This window comes from Pseudomonas sp. BSw22131 (genome assembly GCF_026810445.1).
Lineage (GTDB): Bacteria > Pseudomonadota > Gammaproteobacteria > Pseudomonadales > Pseudomonadaceae > Aquipseudomonas > Aquipseudomonas huanghezhanensis.
On the sequence record NZ_CP113949.1, the window covers coordinates 1,163,116 to 1,178,560 of the forward strand.

Annotated in this window: 18 protein-coding genes and 1 pseudogene; 10 read left to right on the forward strand and 9 right to left on the reverse strand. The window is 51.4% G+C overall.

Annotated features, from left to right (window positions below):
• Positions 1 to 20 precede the first annotated feature (20 nt).
• From OYW20_RS05160 to OYW20_RS05195, 8 genes and pseudogenes are all read left to right on the forward strand, one after another.
• Positions 21 to 416 carry a cupin domain-containing protein gene (locus OYW20_RS05160; protein ID WP_268799651.1) on the forward strand — a complete coding sequence of 132 codons (396 nt, stop codon included), beginning with the start codon at positions 21 to 23 and terminating at the stop codon, positions 414 to 416.
• Entirely contained in the window at positions 409 to 1,965 is a 1,557-nt protein-coding gene (locus tag OYW20_RS05165) for a class I tRNA ligase family protein (protein ID WP_268799652.1), read from the forward strand. The genes OYW20_RS05160 and OYW20_RS05165 overlap by 8 nt, the downstream gene beginning before the upstream one ends.
• Positions 1,931 to 3,013, forward strand: a complete 1,083-nt coding sequence (locus tag OYW20_RS05170; protein ID WP_268799653.1) for an FAD-dependent oxidoreductase — start codon at positions 1,931 to 1,933, stop codon at positions 3,011 to 3,013. The genes OYW20_RS05165 and OYW20_RS05170 overlap by 35 nt, the downstream gene beginning before the upstream one ends.
• A gap of 1 nt (position 3,014) precedes the next feature.
• On the forward strand, positions 3,015 to 4,229 hold the full coding sequence (locus OYW20_RS05175; protein WP_268799654.1) for an MFS transporter: 1,215 nt from the start codon (positions 3,015 to 3,017) through the stop codon (positions 4,227 to 4,229).
• Positions 4,226 to 5,467 carry an ATP-grasp domain-containing protein gene (locus tag OYW20_RS05180; protein WP_268799655.1) on the forward strand — a complete coding sequence of 414 codons (1,242 nt, stop codon included), beginning with the start codon at positions 4,226 to 4,228 and terminating at the stop codon, positions 5,465 to 5,467. Before OYW20_RS05175 ends, OYW20_RS05180 begins: the two co-directional genes overlap by 4 nt.
• Positions 5,464 to 6,354 (forward strand): ABC transporter substrate-binding protein, encoded by an 891-nt coding sequence (locus tag OYW20_RS05185; RefSeq protein WP_268799656.1) that lies wholly within the window; start codon positions 5,464 to 5,466, stop codon positions 6,352 to 6,354. The genes OYW20_RS05180 and OYW20_RS05185 overlap by 4 nt, the downstream gene beginning before the upstream one ends.
• A gap of 250 nt (positions 6,355 to 6,604) precedes the next feature.
• A pseudogene (locus OYW20_RS26430) lies at positions 6,605 to 6,747 on the forward strand (IS30 family transposase); the annotation flags it as partial.
• 138 nt (positions 6,748 to 6,885) lie between these two features.
• Positions 6,886 to 7,509: a hypothetical protein gene (locus tag OYW20_RS05195; protein ID WP_268799657.1), complete on the forward strand. Its 624-nt coding sequence runs from the start codon at positions 6,886 to 6,888 to the stop codon at positions 7,507 to 7,509.
• A gap of 54 nt (positions 7,510 to 7,563) precedes the next feature.
• On the opposite strand, the gene cysZ is transcribed toward OYW20_RS05195, so the two are convergent.
• The gene (gene cysZ / locus OYW20_RS05200) at positions 7,564 to 8,319 is read right to left on the reverse strand and encodes a sulfate transporter CysZ (protein ID WP_268799658.1); all 756 of its coding nucleotides are present in this window, start codon (positions 8,317 to 8,319) and stop codon (positions 7,564 to 7,566) included.
• Between the two features lie 451 nt (positions 8,320 to 8,770).
• Between cysZ and trxB the strand changes: the two genes are divergently transcribed.
• The gene (gene trxB, locus OYW20_RS05205) at positions 8,771 to 9,733 is read left to right on the forward strand and encodes a thioredoxin-disulfide reductase (RefSeq protein ID WP_268799659.1); all 963 of its coding nucleotides are present in this window, start codon (positions 8,771 to 8,773) and stop codon (positions 9,731 to 9,733) included.
• Between the two features lie 64 nt (positions 9,734 to 9,797).
• Here the strand turns inward: trxB and OYW20_RS05210 are convergent, their stop codons facing one another.
• The 6 genes from OYW20_RS05210 to OYW20_RS05235 form a co-directional block, all read right to left on the reverse strand.
• Positions 9,798 to 10,136 carry a HopJ type III effector protein gene (locus OYW20_RS05210; RefSeq protein ID WP_268799660.1) on the reverse strand — a complete coding sequence of 113 codons (339 nt, stop codon included), beginning with the start codon at positions 10,134 to 10,136 and terminating at the stop codon, positions 9,798 to 9,800.
• Positions 10,129 to 10,425: a DUF1244 domain-containing protein gene (locus OYW20_RS05215; protein WP_268799661.1), complete on the reverse strand. Its 297-nt coding sequence runs from the start codon at positions 10,423 to 10,425 to the stop codon at positions 10,129 to 10,131. Before OYW20_RS05215 ends, OYW20_RS05210 begins: the two co-directional genes overlap by 8 nt.
• Before the next feature lie 176 nt (positions 10,426 to 10,601).
• On the reverse strand, positions 10,602 to 10,973 hold the full coding sequence (gene folX, locus OYW20_RS05220) for a dihydroneopterin triphosphate 2'-epimerase (protein WP_268799662.1): 372 nt from the start codon (positions 10,971 to 10,973) through the stop codon (positions 10,602 to 10,604).
• Positions 10,974 to 10,976: 3 nt separating this feature from the next.
• Positions 10,977 to 11,537: a GTP cyclohydrolase I FolE gene (gene folE / locus OYW20_RS05225; RefSeq protein ID WP_268799663.1), complete on the reverse strand. Its 561-nt coding sequence runs from the start codon at positions 11,535 to 11,537 to the stop codon at positions 10,977 to 10,979.
• Positions 11,538 to 11,558: 21 nt separating this feature from the next.
• Entirely contained in the window at positions 11,559 to 12,269 is a 711-nt protein-coding gene (gene folM, locus OYW20_RS05230; protein WP_268799664.1) for a dihydromonapterin reductase, read from the reverse strand.
• 244 nt (positions 12,270 to 12,513) lie between these two features.
• Positions 12,514 to 13,080 (reverse strand): antibiotic biosynthesis monooxygenase, encoded by a 567-nt coding sequence (locus tag OYW20_RS05235; protein WP_268799665.1) that lies wholly within the window; start codon positions 13,078 to 13,080, stop codon positions 12,514 to 12,516.
• A 213-nt stretch (positions 13,081 to 13,293) separates the two neighbouring features.
• On the opposite strand from OYW20_RS05235, the gene OYW20_RS05240 reads away from it, so the two are divergent.
• Positions 13,294 to 14,232: a MerR family transcriptional regulator gene (locus OYW20_RS05240; protein WP_268799666.1), complete on the forward strand. Its 939-nt coding sequence runs from the start codon at positions 13,294 to 13,296 to the stop codon at positions 14,230 to 14,232.
• Between the two features lie 77 nt (positions 14,233 to 14,309).
• On the opposite strand, the gene OYW20_RS05245 is transcribed toward OYW20_RS05240, so the two are convergent.
• Together OYW20_RS05245 and OYW20_RS05250 are read right to left on the reverse strand one after the other, a co-directional pair.
• Positions 14,310 to 14,915, reverse strand: coding sequence for a hypothetical protein (locus tag OYW20_RS05245; RefSeq protein ID WP_268799667.1), 606 nt, complete (start codon positions 14,913 to 14,915; stop codon positions 14,310 to 14,312).
• A 72-nt stretch (positions 14,916 to 14,987) separates the two neighbouring features.
• The gene (locus tag OYW20_RS05250; protein WP_268799668.1) at positions 14,988 to 15,443 is read right to left on the reverse strand and encodes a PAS domain-containing protein; all 456 of its coding nucleotides are present in this window, start codon (positions 15,441 to 15,443) and stop codon (positions 14,988 to 14,990) included.
• Positions 15,444 to 15,445: the final 2 nt, after the last annotated feature.

Here is a 15,445-nt window from a genome sequence, read left to right on the forward strand (position 1 = left end):
CTAATAAGGAGTGTGATTGAATGCATTCATTAAAAACATTACACCGTAAAATGTTTAAATTTGAGAACAACTTGTTTTCACACAGGCTACTACCTTGGCCTGAGCTAAATGCGCCCTTCGAGGGTTCGTGGTGCGTAATTGATGCACATACATCATCGTCTCCTCATTGCCATCATGAGTATGAAATTTTTATCGCCTTGAAAGGTAATGCCTTCATTATTTCGGAAGGTAAAAAAACTTTGTTTAAAGCTGGTGACGTTGTGCATTTTCCGCCTAATTTACAGCATAGTGTTATCAATGAAAGTGACGAAACATTTGAGATGTTCAGCATCTGGTGGGATGAAGAAATGGCCCGAAAATTTTCTCAACGTCATATGTTTAGCCTCTCCAATCGCGGAGGTGACAACAATGAGTAATGTACTTATTATTGCCCCGCCACCGACACCCAATGGCGACTTGCATGTTGGACACATGGCCGGTCCTTACCTTGCTGCCGATATCTATGCACGAGCACTTAGATCGCAGGGCAAGCATGTCAATTACGCAACTGGCACTGACGACAGCCAGACATATGTTGTCACCAGCGCGTTACATTTAGGCATCACGCCAGAAAGCCTTTGCGAAAGCGCAGCCACAGAAATTGAACGCAGCCTGTCGGCTTGGGGTATTAGCTTGGACGGATATGCTCCATTCGATGATGAATATAAAAAGATGGTTATGGATTTTCTACTTCCCTTACACAATGCAGGAAAGTTTAAACTGAAGTCCGTAAAGTTACCCTTCTCTGTCAACCGTAAAAAATTCATGGTCGAGTCATTCGTTTCTGGTGAATGCCCAATATGTTTAAGTCAGACCCGCGGCGGGCTTTGCGAAAGTTGTGGCCATCCCAACAACTTTGACAACTTACTAAATCCACGGGCCACGCTACCACCCTACGAAGAACTTATCTATAAAGACGCCGAGATTCTTGTCTTGGTCCTCGAGGATTATCGGGAACAACTTGAGGCTTTTTATACAGGTAAAAAAGGTAAATGGAGACCTCATATCCTGCAACTCATGAATGAGTTGTTCAGTAAGGCCCTGATTGAATTCCCTATTACCTATCCCATCACATGGGGTCTGCCATCACCATTCCCTGGTACAGAAGGGCAGGTTATTAATGCTTGGGCTGAAGGAATGGCTGCATCCATGTATTGTAATGCGATAGGAGAAACTCTCCGCGCCGAAACAGATGCATCTTGGCGCGTAGAGAGTGGTAATACTATTGGGTATTTTCTAGGCTTTGATAACTCTTACTTCTGGGGTGTCACTCACTTAGCTCTGTTGATGGCGCATGAGGGCAAATACATTTTGCCAGACTTCATCGTGCCAAATGAGTTTTACGAATTGGAAAATTCTAAATTCTCAACCAGTCGAAATCATTTGATCTGGGCGCGCGATTTGCTAAAAACCGTGGCTCGCGACTACGCTAGATTTTACCTTTGTTTGACATGTCCGGAGCACAACAGAAGTAACTTTAGCCTCGCCGCGCTCAACACCGTTATCGAGAGGCAGTTGATCGCGCCTTGGAACAACTTAGTAAATGCCTACAACAATCACCAATGGTGCATGGTGGAAAACGCTGAACTGAAGCGCGACACCTTAGCTATTCAAGTGATGAAAGATCGCTTACAGCAAGCATGTGATATTCAAACATTCAGCATGCGCCGTTTAGCTGACTGGGTGTTAGCTCACATTGACAGAATTTACAGCCTGCTCTTAGAGAAACACTGCACCACCGAATCACTCAACGCACAGGTCTTAGTGCTCGTCGAAGGAATGGCGTTGATCATGATTGATTTCAATGACTCATTCAAAGCAAAAAACTACAATAAACTCAATTTGAATACCAAACGCACGCTCACACTACCGAAACTCTCGGTATTAACCAATGGCACTCAAATTAGTGAACTTCATGCGTCCTGAAATTGCGATCGTAGGCGCGGGGATCTTGGGTGTTATGACAGCACTGGCTTGTGCCCGAAAGGGCGCGGCCGTTGCGATCTATGATACTGAAGACATTCCGAACAAACGTAATCTATCCTTTGCCGATGCTCGCATGTGGCGGCACGTGCACCAGAATAATCCAGCACTAGAAGCATTAGCCGCGTCGTCGTTAGAGGCTTGGCTGAGACTCCAAAGTTTGTCTAAATTCGAAGCAGTCAGAAAAACCCAAATAGTTCGTCTGCTGACATCGGCGCAGTGTGAAGTTTTAGGTGATGCCTATGACAACAGCGGCAACACCTTCGAAATCTTGAGCGCGGACCAATTGTCGATCAAGAAGGCTTACGATATTGATATCACTAGCGAACAACGTTTGTTTGTTGCGAATGATGCCTTATTGATTAACGGGAAATTGATTTACTCTTATCTCGTGGATACGCTTAAATCCATGAGTAAAGTCAGTTTTTTTCCTAACACAAAAATTAACGTCGATGCTGATATCTCTGAATGCTCTATTCAGACTGCGCATGGAAAACGCAACTACTCTGGGATTATTCTTTTAACCGGTCGACCAGGGAAATACGCGTTCTCACAAAGAGAACCATGCACACTGAAAAAACATTATCAACTGCATATTGACTTCAACCTTAGCGAGGCCACGACTAATGACGGTCTCCTACCGTTGCTTAATTTTGGTGATCCGCAAACGACGTGGGCTGTGCCCTCAGTCGATAGAAAAATTCTGAGTGTGAGCGCTAGTAATCTTTTTCTAACAAAGAAAATAAGCGTAGATCAAATTAATGAGATGACTGACTATCTTATTCGCAAAATAAAAGCCGAATACACAACGTTCGACGTGCGCGTCTCTGAGTATTTTGAACTACCGGTATCTGCCCGACATACGAATACCTATTGGGAAATACGACCAGATCACAACGTAATTTCTATCAACGCTTGCGACGCATCGTTATTTAAGGCCGCGCCAGCAATATCAGAAATCATAAGTGACATGATTATAAAGGCTAGATGAAATGAGTAGTGAGATCCTTGTAAATCAACAGACACTCCCCGCGCGAGATAATAATGAGCGTTATCTACTTCTCGCTTCATTGATCTCTACTCTGGGTAGCGGTGTTCTTATTATTGCCAATGCGCTTATTATTTCGCAAATCATGGGAACCGCCAAAGCTGTAGGTTTTCTATTTATACTAGTGGCTCTCCCACAAGCATTTTTCTCGCTTTTATTCGGAAAAATTTCAGACACCTACGATCGCAAAAAAATTTGTATCGTTACAAATATTTTAAATGCGGTTATTGTGATTAGCATTTTGGTGGGCATCGCCTTTTTTGATGACCCGTCAATGACCGTATATGTCGGTAGCTTTATGCTGTCCTTAACAACCGCAATGTTTTTCCCGGCAAACAACGCTATTATCAAAGACGCCATCACTAAAACCCGAATGGCCATTTTTAACTCGAAATTAGAAATGTCAACACAGATCGGTACTTTGACATCGGTTGCTATTGGTGGATTTCTGATTCAGTACTCAGGCGTGAATTTTGTATTTGTGTTGAATGCAATAACCTTCTTATGTAGCGCTTTTTTATTCAAACTAATCAACATCAACCGCCAATCAACAACGCTGACGGACACTAGCTCAAATGCTGACGCCGATCTGGAGAAAGGAGATGTCCAGATTAGGAAGCCTTGGTTAATCCTGCTATATGGTATCGGCAACATTATTATAACCGTCAGCAATATGCTCTTGGTTATACTCGTCACCAAACATTACAGCGCGGGAGCCAGCGTACTTGGTATTGTCGATGCTTTGGCCGGTGTTGGTGTATTCGTTGCTGCTGCACTGACGCCCGTTTTACAAAAACGCTATTCACTGTTATCAATAGTAATTATAGGCTATATCGGAAACGCCTTATTTATTGCCTTGCAACCGCAATTTAATATTATGTGGCTTATCGTGTTTTTCCCTTTAGGCGCACTGTCCTTTGGCATCGCCAGAATTTCCTGTCGAACACTAATGTTTAACTCAATTTCCTCACAATACACTGGCCGCTTTTTTGGAATGAGCAACGCGCTTGGCCTGGCATCATCGGTTGTGTTGATTTACGTCATCGGCAGCTTGGTAGACACATTCGATGTGATAGCAGGATACGTGGCATTAGCAGCCACCGTTGTTGCCCTGACATCACTTGCTTCATTATTCGTTATCAAAGGGCCAACGAAATGAAATTGTTAGCCATCGAAGTAGGGCAATTTGGTGATTATTACAACTCGCGATATCAACAGATTGAAAACTATGGTGTAGATTTATATGTTTTTTCCGGTGTCGCTGACTTCGACCATTGGAAAGAGGGAAAATTTTTTGTTGCCAACACCATGGACACCACCGATTTAACCAAACGAGCCATAGAGATTAATCAGGAACAAAAATTCGATGGTGTTTTCACGCTTGCCGAGAACAGCGTTATCGCTACTGCCATTATAGCGACCGCGCTAGGGCTGCCATCAATCACGGTGAATGCAGCGGCGAACAGCCGAAATAAAATATTCATGCGAAACGCGCACAGGACCCACAATGCCCCACATCCAGCATTTGCGCTTACGAACACGATTGATGAAGCACGCAAAGCCGCCGACTCAATAGGCTTTCCCGTCATTCTCAAACCCACACTTGGTTCCGGTAGTCAGTTTGTGTATAAAATCAATAATCATGAAGAACTCAACGACGCATTCCCAACGGCGTTCAAAGGTATCAACGCGATGAGTCAGTTTTTGAAGGAAGGCATCACGAGTCTTTTAGGCCCTAACAGTTTGCTTGTAGAGTCGTACCTTGATGGTCGGGAATTTCTGATTGAAGCTTTTACTTGGGACGGTGAAACTGTGCTTGGCTCTATCGTTGATAGAGTTACATTGGAAGGTAATTCCTTTGATGACGATGTGCATCACGCGCCCACCGACCTGTGCCCGCTTGATATTGAAAGGGTGAGAGCCGCGGTGCATGCTGGCGCAGTCGCTCAAGGCTTGACGCGGAGTGCTATGCACGCAGAAATTCGCTTTCATCAGAATAAGCCTTATATAATCGAAATCGCCGCTCGCTTGGGTGGCGGCGGCCTTGATTTTATGTCTCGATTATCATCTGGTTATTGCCCAGTCAAATCGGCAATAGATATTGCAATGGGAGTCAAACCTAACCATGGTTTTTATAGTCCCACAGGTTTGGATACATTCGCTTTATGTTTGATTTCCGGTCCAGGCACAATCACCGATATTTTGGTGCCTGCGACCATTACAAATGACCCAGCTGTATTTATGTTGAAAATCACGGCTCAGCCTGGCACTTTAATTAAAAGGCCTCCTTTTGGAAATGACATCGTCGGTTTCCTTGGAGTATCGGGAAGCGTACGTAAAGAGACCGAATTTAAAGCGTTAAGCTACAGTAATAAAATAAAAATATCGATTAAATGAAAAAAATCGGATTGGCTATTGCACTCGATGACAGTGCAACCTACCACACTCAGACTTTTATCGAGGCTATCGCGTATAGCCTCGATAATTTTCCTGCCCTCAATTCATATATGTATAGAACTGTGAGCGACCAAAAATCCCGATCGGGGGGCGCCAACTCAGCGAAGGGATTGATCGATTGGGGCGCGGACATCGTCATAGGGCACTTTTCCAGTATAGCTGCGATTTCTGCTATGCCGTATTATGCCGCAGCCCATATGCCGGTGATCCTGCCTGCAGCCACTTCTTGCCAACTTGACCTGTTGCCTGCTAATCAACAATACCTTACCTATAAGTATCAAAACAACAACAAAGCGCTTGTGCAATACTGTGTGTTTGATTGTATTGCTAAACGAGGGAGCGGAAACATAATTGTCATTGCCCAAAATAATGAATACGGCAAAACGCTGTCAAGACTAATACCTTTGTTTAGGGGGGTAATTCTAACAGACACAGTTCCAGCACATTTTGGCAGAAGTGATACATATGTTATATTTGGCTATGATGATTTTGCTAGGAATATTATTAAAAGACTTTCTAGTGTGCCCGTTTATCGTATAGTTCTCATCGACGACTCCGATTGTTCTGATGTTCATAAAGCACTTATTGTTAAGCCGCATCGACTGTCCCGAGTTAAAGCCGTGTTTAACATTCCTAAGCATGGAAGGCCTTCACCCTACTGGAATGAAACATTATTGGCACTCGCACTGGCGGATTCTATGCTGAGGACGTCCAATGAGAAAATCGCTCATCTTGGAACATTTGAGACGTACCTTGCACCGCAGAGTTTCGATAGTAATAATCGCTACGATGGAAACACACTGGTGACAGAGGATATATATTACTGAGTACCATGGCGCATGGCTTCAATCGTTTCATGGGCAAACAAGAGGGTCACTCTTGCGCTGTGTTGTATTCGCTCGATGATGCTAGCCTTTGGCCTATGCTTCGGCGGACTCAACGACCAAGTGCACCACCTGATGCAAGGTCTTGCCACGTCAGTGAAATACACACATCTCGGCACTGAGGAACGCGTCGCCATCATGGTGATTCAGCTTCAATAACTCATCTTCGAGCTATCGCCGTTTTGGTCTGGCGTCACCCCAGCAAATCGCCAGCAGACTACACTGTATCTGCCCGATCACCCCGAGCTACATGTGAGTCATGAAGCCATCTACTTGGCTATTTATGACTACCCGCAAGGCGAGTTGAAACGCCAGTTCATCAGCTACTTGCGAAGGTAAAGGCGTCAGTAGACACACGGTCCAGGGTGGGATTTGGGAAGGGCTTGTGTAGGATCGGTCCTGATTTTTTGGTAACAGATTAAAGCGGATGGGTAGTCGATAGGATGCGCGGCTTCATCTTGTCGAGTATCTACTGTGCCTGATTCCAACTATACGTCGCCTAAGGCTGACCTCACCCCTGAAACCAAAGGCGGCTCAGCGTTTTTTACTGTTTCGCCTGCAAAACTGCTGTTTATGTTGATTACCACATCAGGGCTTTACGGAGTGTATTGGTTCTACAAGAACTGGGCGCTGTATAAACATTTTTCCGGGCGTTCTATCTGGCCGGTTCCGCGCGCTGTGTTTTCCTGGTTCTTCTTCCCCTCATTGCTTAGCAAGGTTGATCGTGTGCATCTGGAGAGGGGAAAGGGCGGGATGCCGTGGTGGAAACTCATTGCAGTGCTCTTCATCCTGATCGTCTTTTCTCCTTGGTGGCTGGGTTTTCTGGATGGATTTATCAGAGCACTGACGAGGCAACCAAGCCTGCTGGCGATAGATGCAGGCCCCATTGGGCTGCTCCTTTTCTCACTTGCTCAGATAACGCTTTACAGCCTTTTGCTGATGCGGGTGCAACGCTTCATTAATGTCGTGAACGATGATCCGTCTGGAAGCAGCAATGCAGAACTCTCCGGCGCCAATTGGCTGTGGGTCGTTGTCGGCTTGCTTTTTTGGTACGGGAATTACCTTGCACTTGTCGTGCTTTCCTCCCCATCGCTTTAAGCCAGCCATAAAAAAAGGCCTCATTGCGAGGCCTTTGTTGTGTGTCGATCGCGGTTAGGCAGTCTTTGCCAATTGCGTCTCCGCGCCGCGCTCCCTGACCCAAAACAACGTCGCACCCGCCACTGCGGCCGGCATCATCAGGATGTTGACCACGGGTATCAACAGCACAACATAGACAATCCCGCCAAAACTCAAACTCTGCCAGCGCTTGGCGCGTAGCCACGCCAGCATGTCCTGCCAGCTCATTTTGTGGTTGTCGGCGGGGTAGTCGATGTACTGGATCGCCATCATCCACACGCCGAACAGTAGCCACAGCGGTGCAGCAATGATGTTAACCACCGGTATCCACGAAAGAATGAACAGCCCGAGCGCACGCGGAAGGAAGTACCCCAGCTTGCGCATCTCGCGACTCAGAGTGCGGGGAATCATGGCGGCCAGTTCACCCCAGCTGAACGCGGGGAAGTCATCTGTACCGCGAACCACGACTTCGACCTTTTCAGCCAGAAACCCGTTGAACGGTGCAGCGATGATGTTGGCGATCATGGTGAAGGTGAAGAACACCATCAAAATGACCAGCACCACGAACAGCGGCCAGAGGATGTAGTTGAGAAAACTCAACCAGTTGGGCAGCGTCGGCATGAAGGTGTCGACCCACAGTTCGAATTGGTGGCCGGCCAGGTAAATCAGCCCGGCAAACAGAACCAGGTTAATGGTCAGTGGTAGCAATACAAACAGCCGCAGGCCAGGGCTGAGAACCAGTTTGAGGCCTTCGCGAAGGTATTGCGGGCCAGACAGAGCGGGTGCAGGCATCGGAGCCTCCAGACGTTGAAAACGCGCTGACCTTACCGGCTTTACGAAGCGGTTGAAAGCGGGTTTATGCGGCGCGTGAAGGGGATTTGATCGGGTGGACCCAAGACGGCAGCGCCAGCCCGGATTACGTGCCGCCAGTGACATTCTCGGAAACAAACTCATTGGCGCTAAGTCTAGCGACATAACGTTCACAGGCTGTTGAATGCGTCAGCGCATGGGCATAGAAGTGGGCTATGAGCTGGATTGTGAAACGATATTTCCTTAATCTCTGCCACCTCGATAAGCTTGCGCCCACTTTTGCGGCTCTGCTGGAAATTTCAGGATCAGCGGGTGAGCGGGCCGCTTCAAGGGTATCCCGAGGCTCTCGCTGATTGCTTTTTTATCCCTGCCGGTACGCCGGTGTTCCGACCTGGTGCCTCGCTTCACGATGGCCGGTTGATAGGAGTGTGTCATGTCCGATGTACGTCATTCCCGAGTGATCATTCTCGGTTCCGGTCCTGCCGGTTACAGCGCTGCGGTCTATGCGGCCCGCGCTAACCTCAAGCCTTTGTTGATCACAGGCATGCAGTCCGGCGGTCAGCTGACCACCACGACCGAAGTCGACAACTGGCCGGGCGATCCGCATGGTCTGACCGGCCCTGTGTTGATGGAACGCATGCGTGAACACGCAGAGCGCTTTGAGACCGAGATCGTTTTTGACCACATCAACGCCGTGGATCTGGCGGGCAAACCGTTCAACCTCAAAGGTGATAACGGCACCTACACTTGCGACGCATTGATCATTGCGACCGGGGCCAGCGCTCGTTATCTGGGCCTGCCGTCTGAAGAAACGTTCATGGGTAAAGGCGTTTCGGCCTGCGCGACCTGCGATGGTTTCTTCTACCGCAACCGTGAAGTGGCCGTTGTCGGCGGCGGTAATACGGCGGTTGAAGAGGCACTTTACCTGGCAAACATCGCCAGCAAAGTCACGCTTGTGCACCGTCGCGAGACGTTCCGCGCCGAGAAGATTCTGATCGACAAGCTGCATGCACGTGTCGCTGAAGGCAAGATCGAACTCAAGCTAAACGCAACACTGGACGAGGTGCTCGGCGACAACATGGGCGTCACCGGTGCACGCCTCAAGAACAACGACGGCAGTTTTGCCGAGCTTAAAGTCGACGGCGTGTTCATCGCTATCGGCCACACGCCAAACACTTCGTTGTTCGACGGCCAGCTTGCGCTCAAAGACGGTTACATGGTGGTGCAGGGCGGCCGTGAAGGTAACGCGACAGCGACCAGCGTCGAAGGCGTATTCGCAGCAGGCGACGTGGCTGACCACGTTTACCGCCAGGCGATCACCTCGGCCGGCGCAGGCTGCATGGCGGCGCTCGATGTAGAGCGTTATCTGGACGGACTGGCCAACGCTTCGTTCTGATCAGCATCAAAAAGTCAGTGCTCTAAATAAAAAAACCGGCTCAAAAGGCCGGTTTTTTTGTGGGTCACTTGCGCCTCAATGGCGGCGCACTAAACGTTACGCCCGCCAATCCATGGGCGATCAGCGCCCGGATATTACCGTGATCGCTGCCTTGCGGAGTGGCCTGAACCGAGCGGTAGTGTTCGCCAAAAGCCAGCAAGGCTTCCTCATCGGTAAAGCCTTCGAGCAATGCCAGACCCAGGGTTTTGCCAGAGCCTTCGTTTTGACCGGCAGCATTCTCGACGCCGCCGTTGCTGAACGCTTGCGGCTGGTAGTCGTACTGCTCTGCGACAAAAGCCAGGGTGTCGGCAAACGCGTGTTCGCCACTGCGCAAGTGAGCACGCAGTGTGTTGAGATCAGTCATGCTTTGTTTCCTTGGCGAATGCGGCTTGCTGGTCAGCGCTGGCTTCCTTCTGGTAGGTCGCTTTCCATTCGCTATAAGGCATGCCGTAGACCACCTCGCGGGCATCATCGAGGCTGATGTCGATCTGCTTTTCATCGGCGGCAGCCTTGTACCACTTCGACAGGCAGTTGCGACAGAAGCCGGAAAGGTTCATCAGATCGATGTTCTGGACGTCCTTGCGACTGTCCAGATGGGCGACCAGACGGCGGAAGGAGGCAGCTTCGAGTTCGAGGCGTTCTTGCTCGGTCATGATGGGCTCTGTTCAGTAAGGGAAGGGCGGATGATAAGAGTGCAAGGGCGGGCGGGCAATGATCGGCAGTTGTTGGCTGACCTATGGGAGGGAGCTTGCTCGCGATGACGGTATGTCATTGATTGAAAGGGAGCCTGAACACAGGCTTCGCGAGCAAGCTCCCTCCCACGTTTGAATCAGCGCTGAGCCGCGAGGGTGATCGACACGGACTCTGCAAATCGGAGCGCGTGCGGTTTGTCGACTTCGACTTCGGCGTACTGCACAGGCTCGTGACTCATCACCAGATCCAGCACTTCCTGCGTCAAACGCTCCAGCAACGCAAAGCGGTTGTTTTCAACGTGGTGAATGATGGCTTTGGTGATTGTGCGGTAGTTCAGTGCATGATCAATGTCGTTGTCGCGTACGGCTTCCTGCGCGGGGTACAGTATGGTCAGGTTGATCAAGACGTCCTGCTTGTTGAGAATCTCGTCTTCATTGATGCCGATGTACGTGCGCAGGCACAGATCTTTGACCCGAATGCGCGCTGTCCCTGGTTCAAGTCGTGCCATGGACTATTTGCTCCGTCCGATCAATTGCAGAAACTCCATACGCGTCGTGGGCAGCTCGCGAAAAGCGCCCAGCATGACCGACGTGTTCATGGTCGAATTCTGCTTCTCGACGCCGCGCATCATCATGCACATATGCTGCGCTTCAATCACGACCGCAACGCCGGACGCATGGGTCACGTCTTGAATCGCCTCGGCGATTTGTCGTGTCAGGTTTTCCTGGATTTGCAGGCGACGGGCGAACATGTCGACGATCCGCGCAATCTTCGACAAGCCCAGCACCTTGCCCGTAGGGATGTAGGCCACGTGCGCCTTGCCGATAAATGGCAGCAGGTGATGCTCGCACAGCGAATACAGCTCAATGTCTTTGACGATCACCATCTCATCGTTGTCGGACGCAAACAGCGCGCCGTTGACGATTTCTTCTAGGGTCTGAGCGTACCCGTGACACAGATATTGCATTGCTTTTGCGGCGCGCTTCGGGGTGTCAAGCAGGCCCTCGCGTTCAGGGTCTTCACCCAGCCCAACAAGAATTTCACGGTAATGCTGTGGCAGTGACAAAGTCATCAAAGGGTCCTCGGGGGCAGCTTACTTAACGTGCCGCCCACCGTTTACGGTCAGGGTTGTGCCGGTAACGTAAGGGTTTTCCAGCAGATAGCGCAGGCTTTGATAGACCACTTCGGCGCCAGGCTCGATGCCCAGCGCCGCTTTGGCTAGTGTGCGCGCGCGGTATGCTTCGTCGTCGTCAGGTTGAAACATCAACATCGCCGGGGAAATGCCGTTGACCTTGATCCTGGGCGCAAATCGCGCCGCGAAAGACAGCGTCAGGTTGTCCATCCCTGCTTTGGTAGCGCAGTAAGCAATGTGCTTGCTGCTGCCTTTACGGGTGACATCGTCGCCAATGTGAATAATGTCGGCCGTTTCCGAACGGTGCAACAACTCGGCGCAGTGCAGGTTGATCAGGTAAGGCGCCAGCATGTGCACGTTGACCATACGCATCAACCCATCGCCTCCGTCATCGTCGGTGTCGGGCAGCCAGTCGGACGCATTATGGACAATTGCACGCAGGGATTGGGTGTGAGTTTTCAACTGAGCAATGAAGGCGAAAATGCCCTCTTGCGAAGAAAAGTCCCCATGAATCGCGATGGCACCCAGTTCCCGCAAGCGCTGCACGCCGGGGCGCTCGGTGCGGTAGCTGACGATCACAGCGTACCCGTCGGCCAACAGTCGCTCTGCGCAATGCAGGCCGACGCGCTTGCTGGCACCGGTGATCAGGACAGGGGCAGGGTAAGAAGCCATGGGCCGCTCGCGTTTCAAGTGGGGAGTCGTCGGGGTAGCGGCAGCTGCGGCGCTGAACGTGAGCGCGGGCTGCCTTTACTGCGCAATCACGCAGTCATTAGTTGCAGCAAAGTTATACCAAGTTGGTTGGTTGTACAACCTTGCGCAAGGGCGGGGACTGGGTCTTTATTTAAACGCAGGGTTGGATAGGCCGGTTTCGTGGGAGGGGCCGGGCGGCGCCACCACGAAACCCGTACCGAAACGGCTACAGGGTGGAGGCAGTTTCGACCCGCGCGGGGGCTGATGGCGTGCTGTGCAGCCAGGCGGCAAGCAGGTGAGTCGAGAGAGGTATGAACCAGAACACCATCAATGGCGTAAGGATCAGCGTGCTGATCATGATGCGCGGCAGCAACTCCAGTTGACCCAGCAACGGGCCCAGCACGAAGTTGAAAATCAGCGACACGGGGAAAAAAGCCAGCCATATAGCCACGGCCTGCTTCCAGCGAGGCGGCCGCTGTCCAATGGCCCCGAACCAGCCATCGATGCCTTTGACCCGATGTTCGGATGGCGCAGCGAACAGCCCGCTGCCACGCACCAGCCAGGAGCTTCGCGATGCCGAATGCTCCCAGGCGTGCAGAGTGGCTTCATCGGCAAAGCGGAAAATAATCTGGAATTCGTCATCGTCGGGCGGCGGAGCAAGCACACCTGAGCCGAGATAACCGGGGAAGTCTGTAGCGAGTTGTTCGCCTTCGTGCAGCCAGGTAATCAGCTCCTGGTAGCGACCGTGGGCGACGCGACGGGCAACCATCAGCGTGACGGGTGAGGTAGACATTGTGTATCTCCGATAAACGAGTGAGGTTCCCGGATAGGGAAATCACATGGCGAAACGCCGGGGTGGTGGCGTTGCGTCAGCTTCGTTGGAAAAAGCAAGCAAGGATTATTCCTGATTCCGCTTGAAAAGCCAGAACACTTTTTCGGCGCAAGCGCTTATATGTCCAACGGCAACGTTACAATGCCTACATTACCCATGAGTGACACTTGATCAATGACCGAACTCCTGACCTACCACGCGGTTGCCGGAGCGCTGCAACAGGAAGAGCTTTTCCCTATTCGGGAAGTTTCTCGCCTGACGGGGATCAATCCGGTCACGCTGAGGGCGTGGGAGCGTCGCTACGGTTTGATTCAGCCGACGCGCACCGAAAGCGGTCATCGCTTGTACTCACAGGCCGACATCGACGACGTGCGCAGTATCCTGGGCTGGATAGAGCGCGGAGTGGCCGTGAGCAAGGTCGGCAAGATCCTCGCCAAGGCGCACGTTGTGCGTGCCGAGACGCAGGCCGTCGAGGGAATCCTCGGGGCTGGCGAGTGGGGTGAGTGGCAAGCGCGGCTGCGTATCGCGATCAACGGCTTTGATGAGCGCCAGCTTGAACGGCTCTACGGGCAAGTGTTTTCTAGCTACCCAATCGCTCAGGTGTTTCAAGACATTCTGATGCCGGTGTGGCGAGAGTTCGCCTCGCAGCATGATCAGCATGGGCGTGCGAGCGAGTGGTTGTTCCTCGACAGTTTTCTGCGTGGACGCACGTTGCAGCGATTGCAGCTATCGACGGCTCATGCCGAGCAGCGCGTGGTGCTGGCATCGATTCCCGGCCACTGCCTGGAGCTTGAGTTATGGGTCGCAGCGCTGATGATGTGCACCCCTGAAACAGCGATCATTGCGCTGGCGCCGGGGCAACCGCTGGAGGAGCTGGGCCTGGTGTGCGGCAAGATGAAGCCGGACGCGTTGGTGGTGTTTTCCAATCATCCGCCCACTGCCGAACTGGTAAAGCGCCTGGTGAAGTTGGGTTTGGGTCTGTGCTGCCCACTGGTGTTAGCCGGCGAGGCGGCGGACATCTTGCAGGACAATGCCGATGAGTCTCCCATGACATGCCTGGGCAGCGACGCCGCCACCATGCGCCAGCGCTTGCAGCAATTCCTGACCCGCTAAACACCTGTGGTCGACGAGGCTCGGTACGAGCCAAGGTGTTAGCCAAGCGGTTTAGAAGCTGCGCAGGAGGGAAGGTGTCAGAGGTGCATCGAGGGATGGATCTTGCGGTGTTCCTGAAGGATGTACTGGCGCAGCCGCTCGGTGTCTTCCTTGCTGTTCTGGCTCAGAAGATAAGCTGCAAGGCCCTGCTCGGTCAGGCGTTCGAAGGCGCCGCGAAGGGCAATCGGTGCGATGCCCTCAGCCACAAACCAGGCTGAAAAATACTTCGGCGGCTTGGTCTGTTTGCGAGTTTCCAGCAGGATCCCCTTGAACGAAATCTCATGCACCCAGAGTGAAGTCAGCGAGCCCTTTTCGGTATGCAAGGCAGCGGGCTCGGGGAGCACCAGCCTCCATGGACGAATTCTCGGGCCTTCTTCAAAAATGCTTGGCGCACCGAGTTCAAGGTGCAGCGCATGGAATTCGTCTTCAACAAGGTGCAGCGGGAAGGTCATTTGCTGGTTATCGAACTGCGCCTGAATCGTCACCTGCTCATGCGCCGCGAGTCGGGTCAGCAGGTCCTGAATCTGCACACCGCCATTCACCACCAAACTGCGCGACTTGTCTCGCAGATTCAGGTTTGGGTTGTGCTGCATGTTCTGGATAAAGTCCAGTTCATCCTGAGTAAGGATAGTGTCGCGCTGCATGATCGAGCTCGATTAACCGGTTATTAAAAAGCAGACCTTGAACCCCTTGGGGAGTTGCTGCCGTTCGTCAGTTTACCCGTTCCGTTTATTCAGTTCGATGATCTCTTTGCGAGCCTGCGCCAGTTCAGCCTGGAGTTCTATCACTTTTTCCTGAGCCTGAACCTGCTCGGTGACATCTTTCTGAACGCCGATGTAGTACATCAACCTTTCGGCATCGTTGAACACGGGCGTGATGGACAGTTCATTCCAGAAAGGCGTGCCATCCTTGCGATAGTTGAGAAGCACCTGACGACAGGGCTGGTTATCAGCGATGGCTTTACGGATCGCATTGAGTCCGGCTTGCTGATGATCTTCGCCCTGGAGGAACCGGCAGTCTTGATAAAGGATGTCATCACCGCTGTATCCGGTCATGGCCTCGAACCCCTTGTTGACGTAAATCAGGATGTTGTCGTCGCCTTCCTGCTCGGCAACGACGATGCCATCGTTGGAAGCATCTACCACCATCTGCAGCAGTTTTGCACTGATCATGA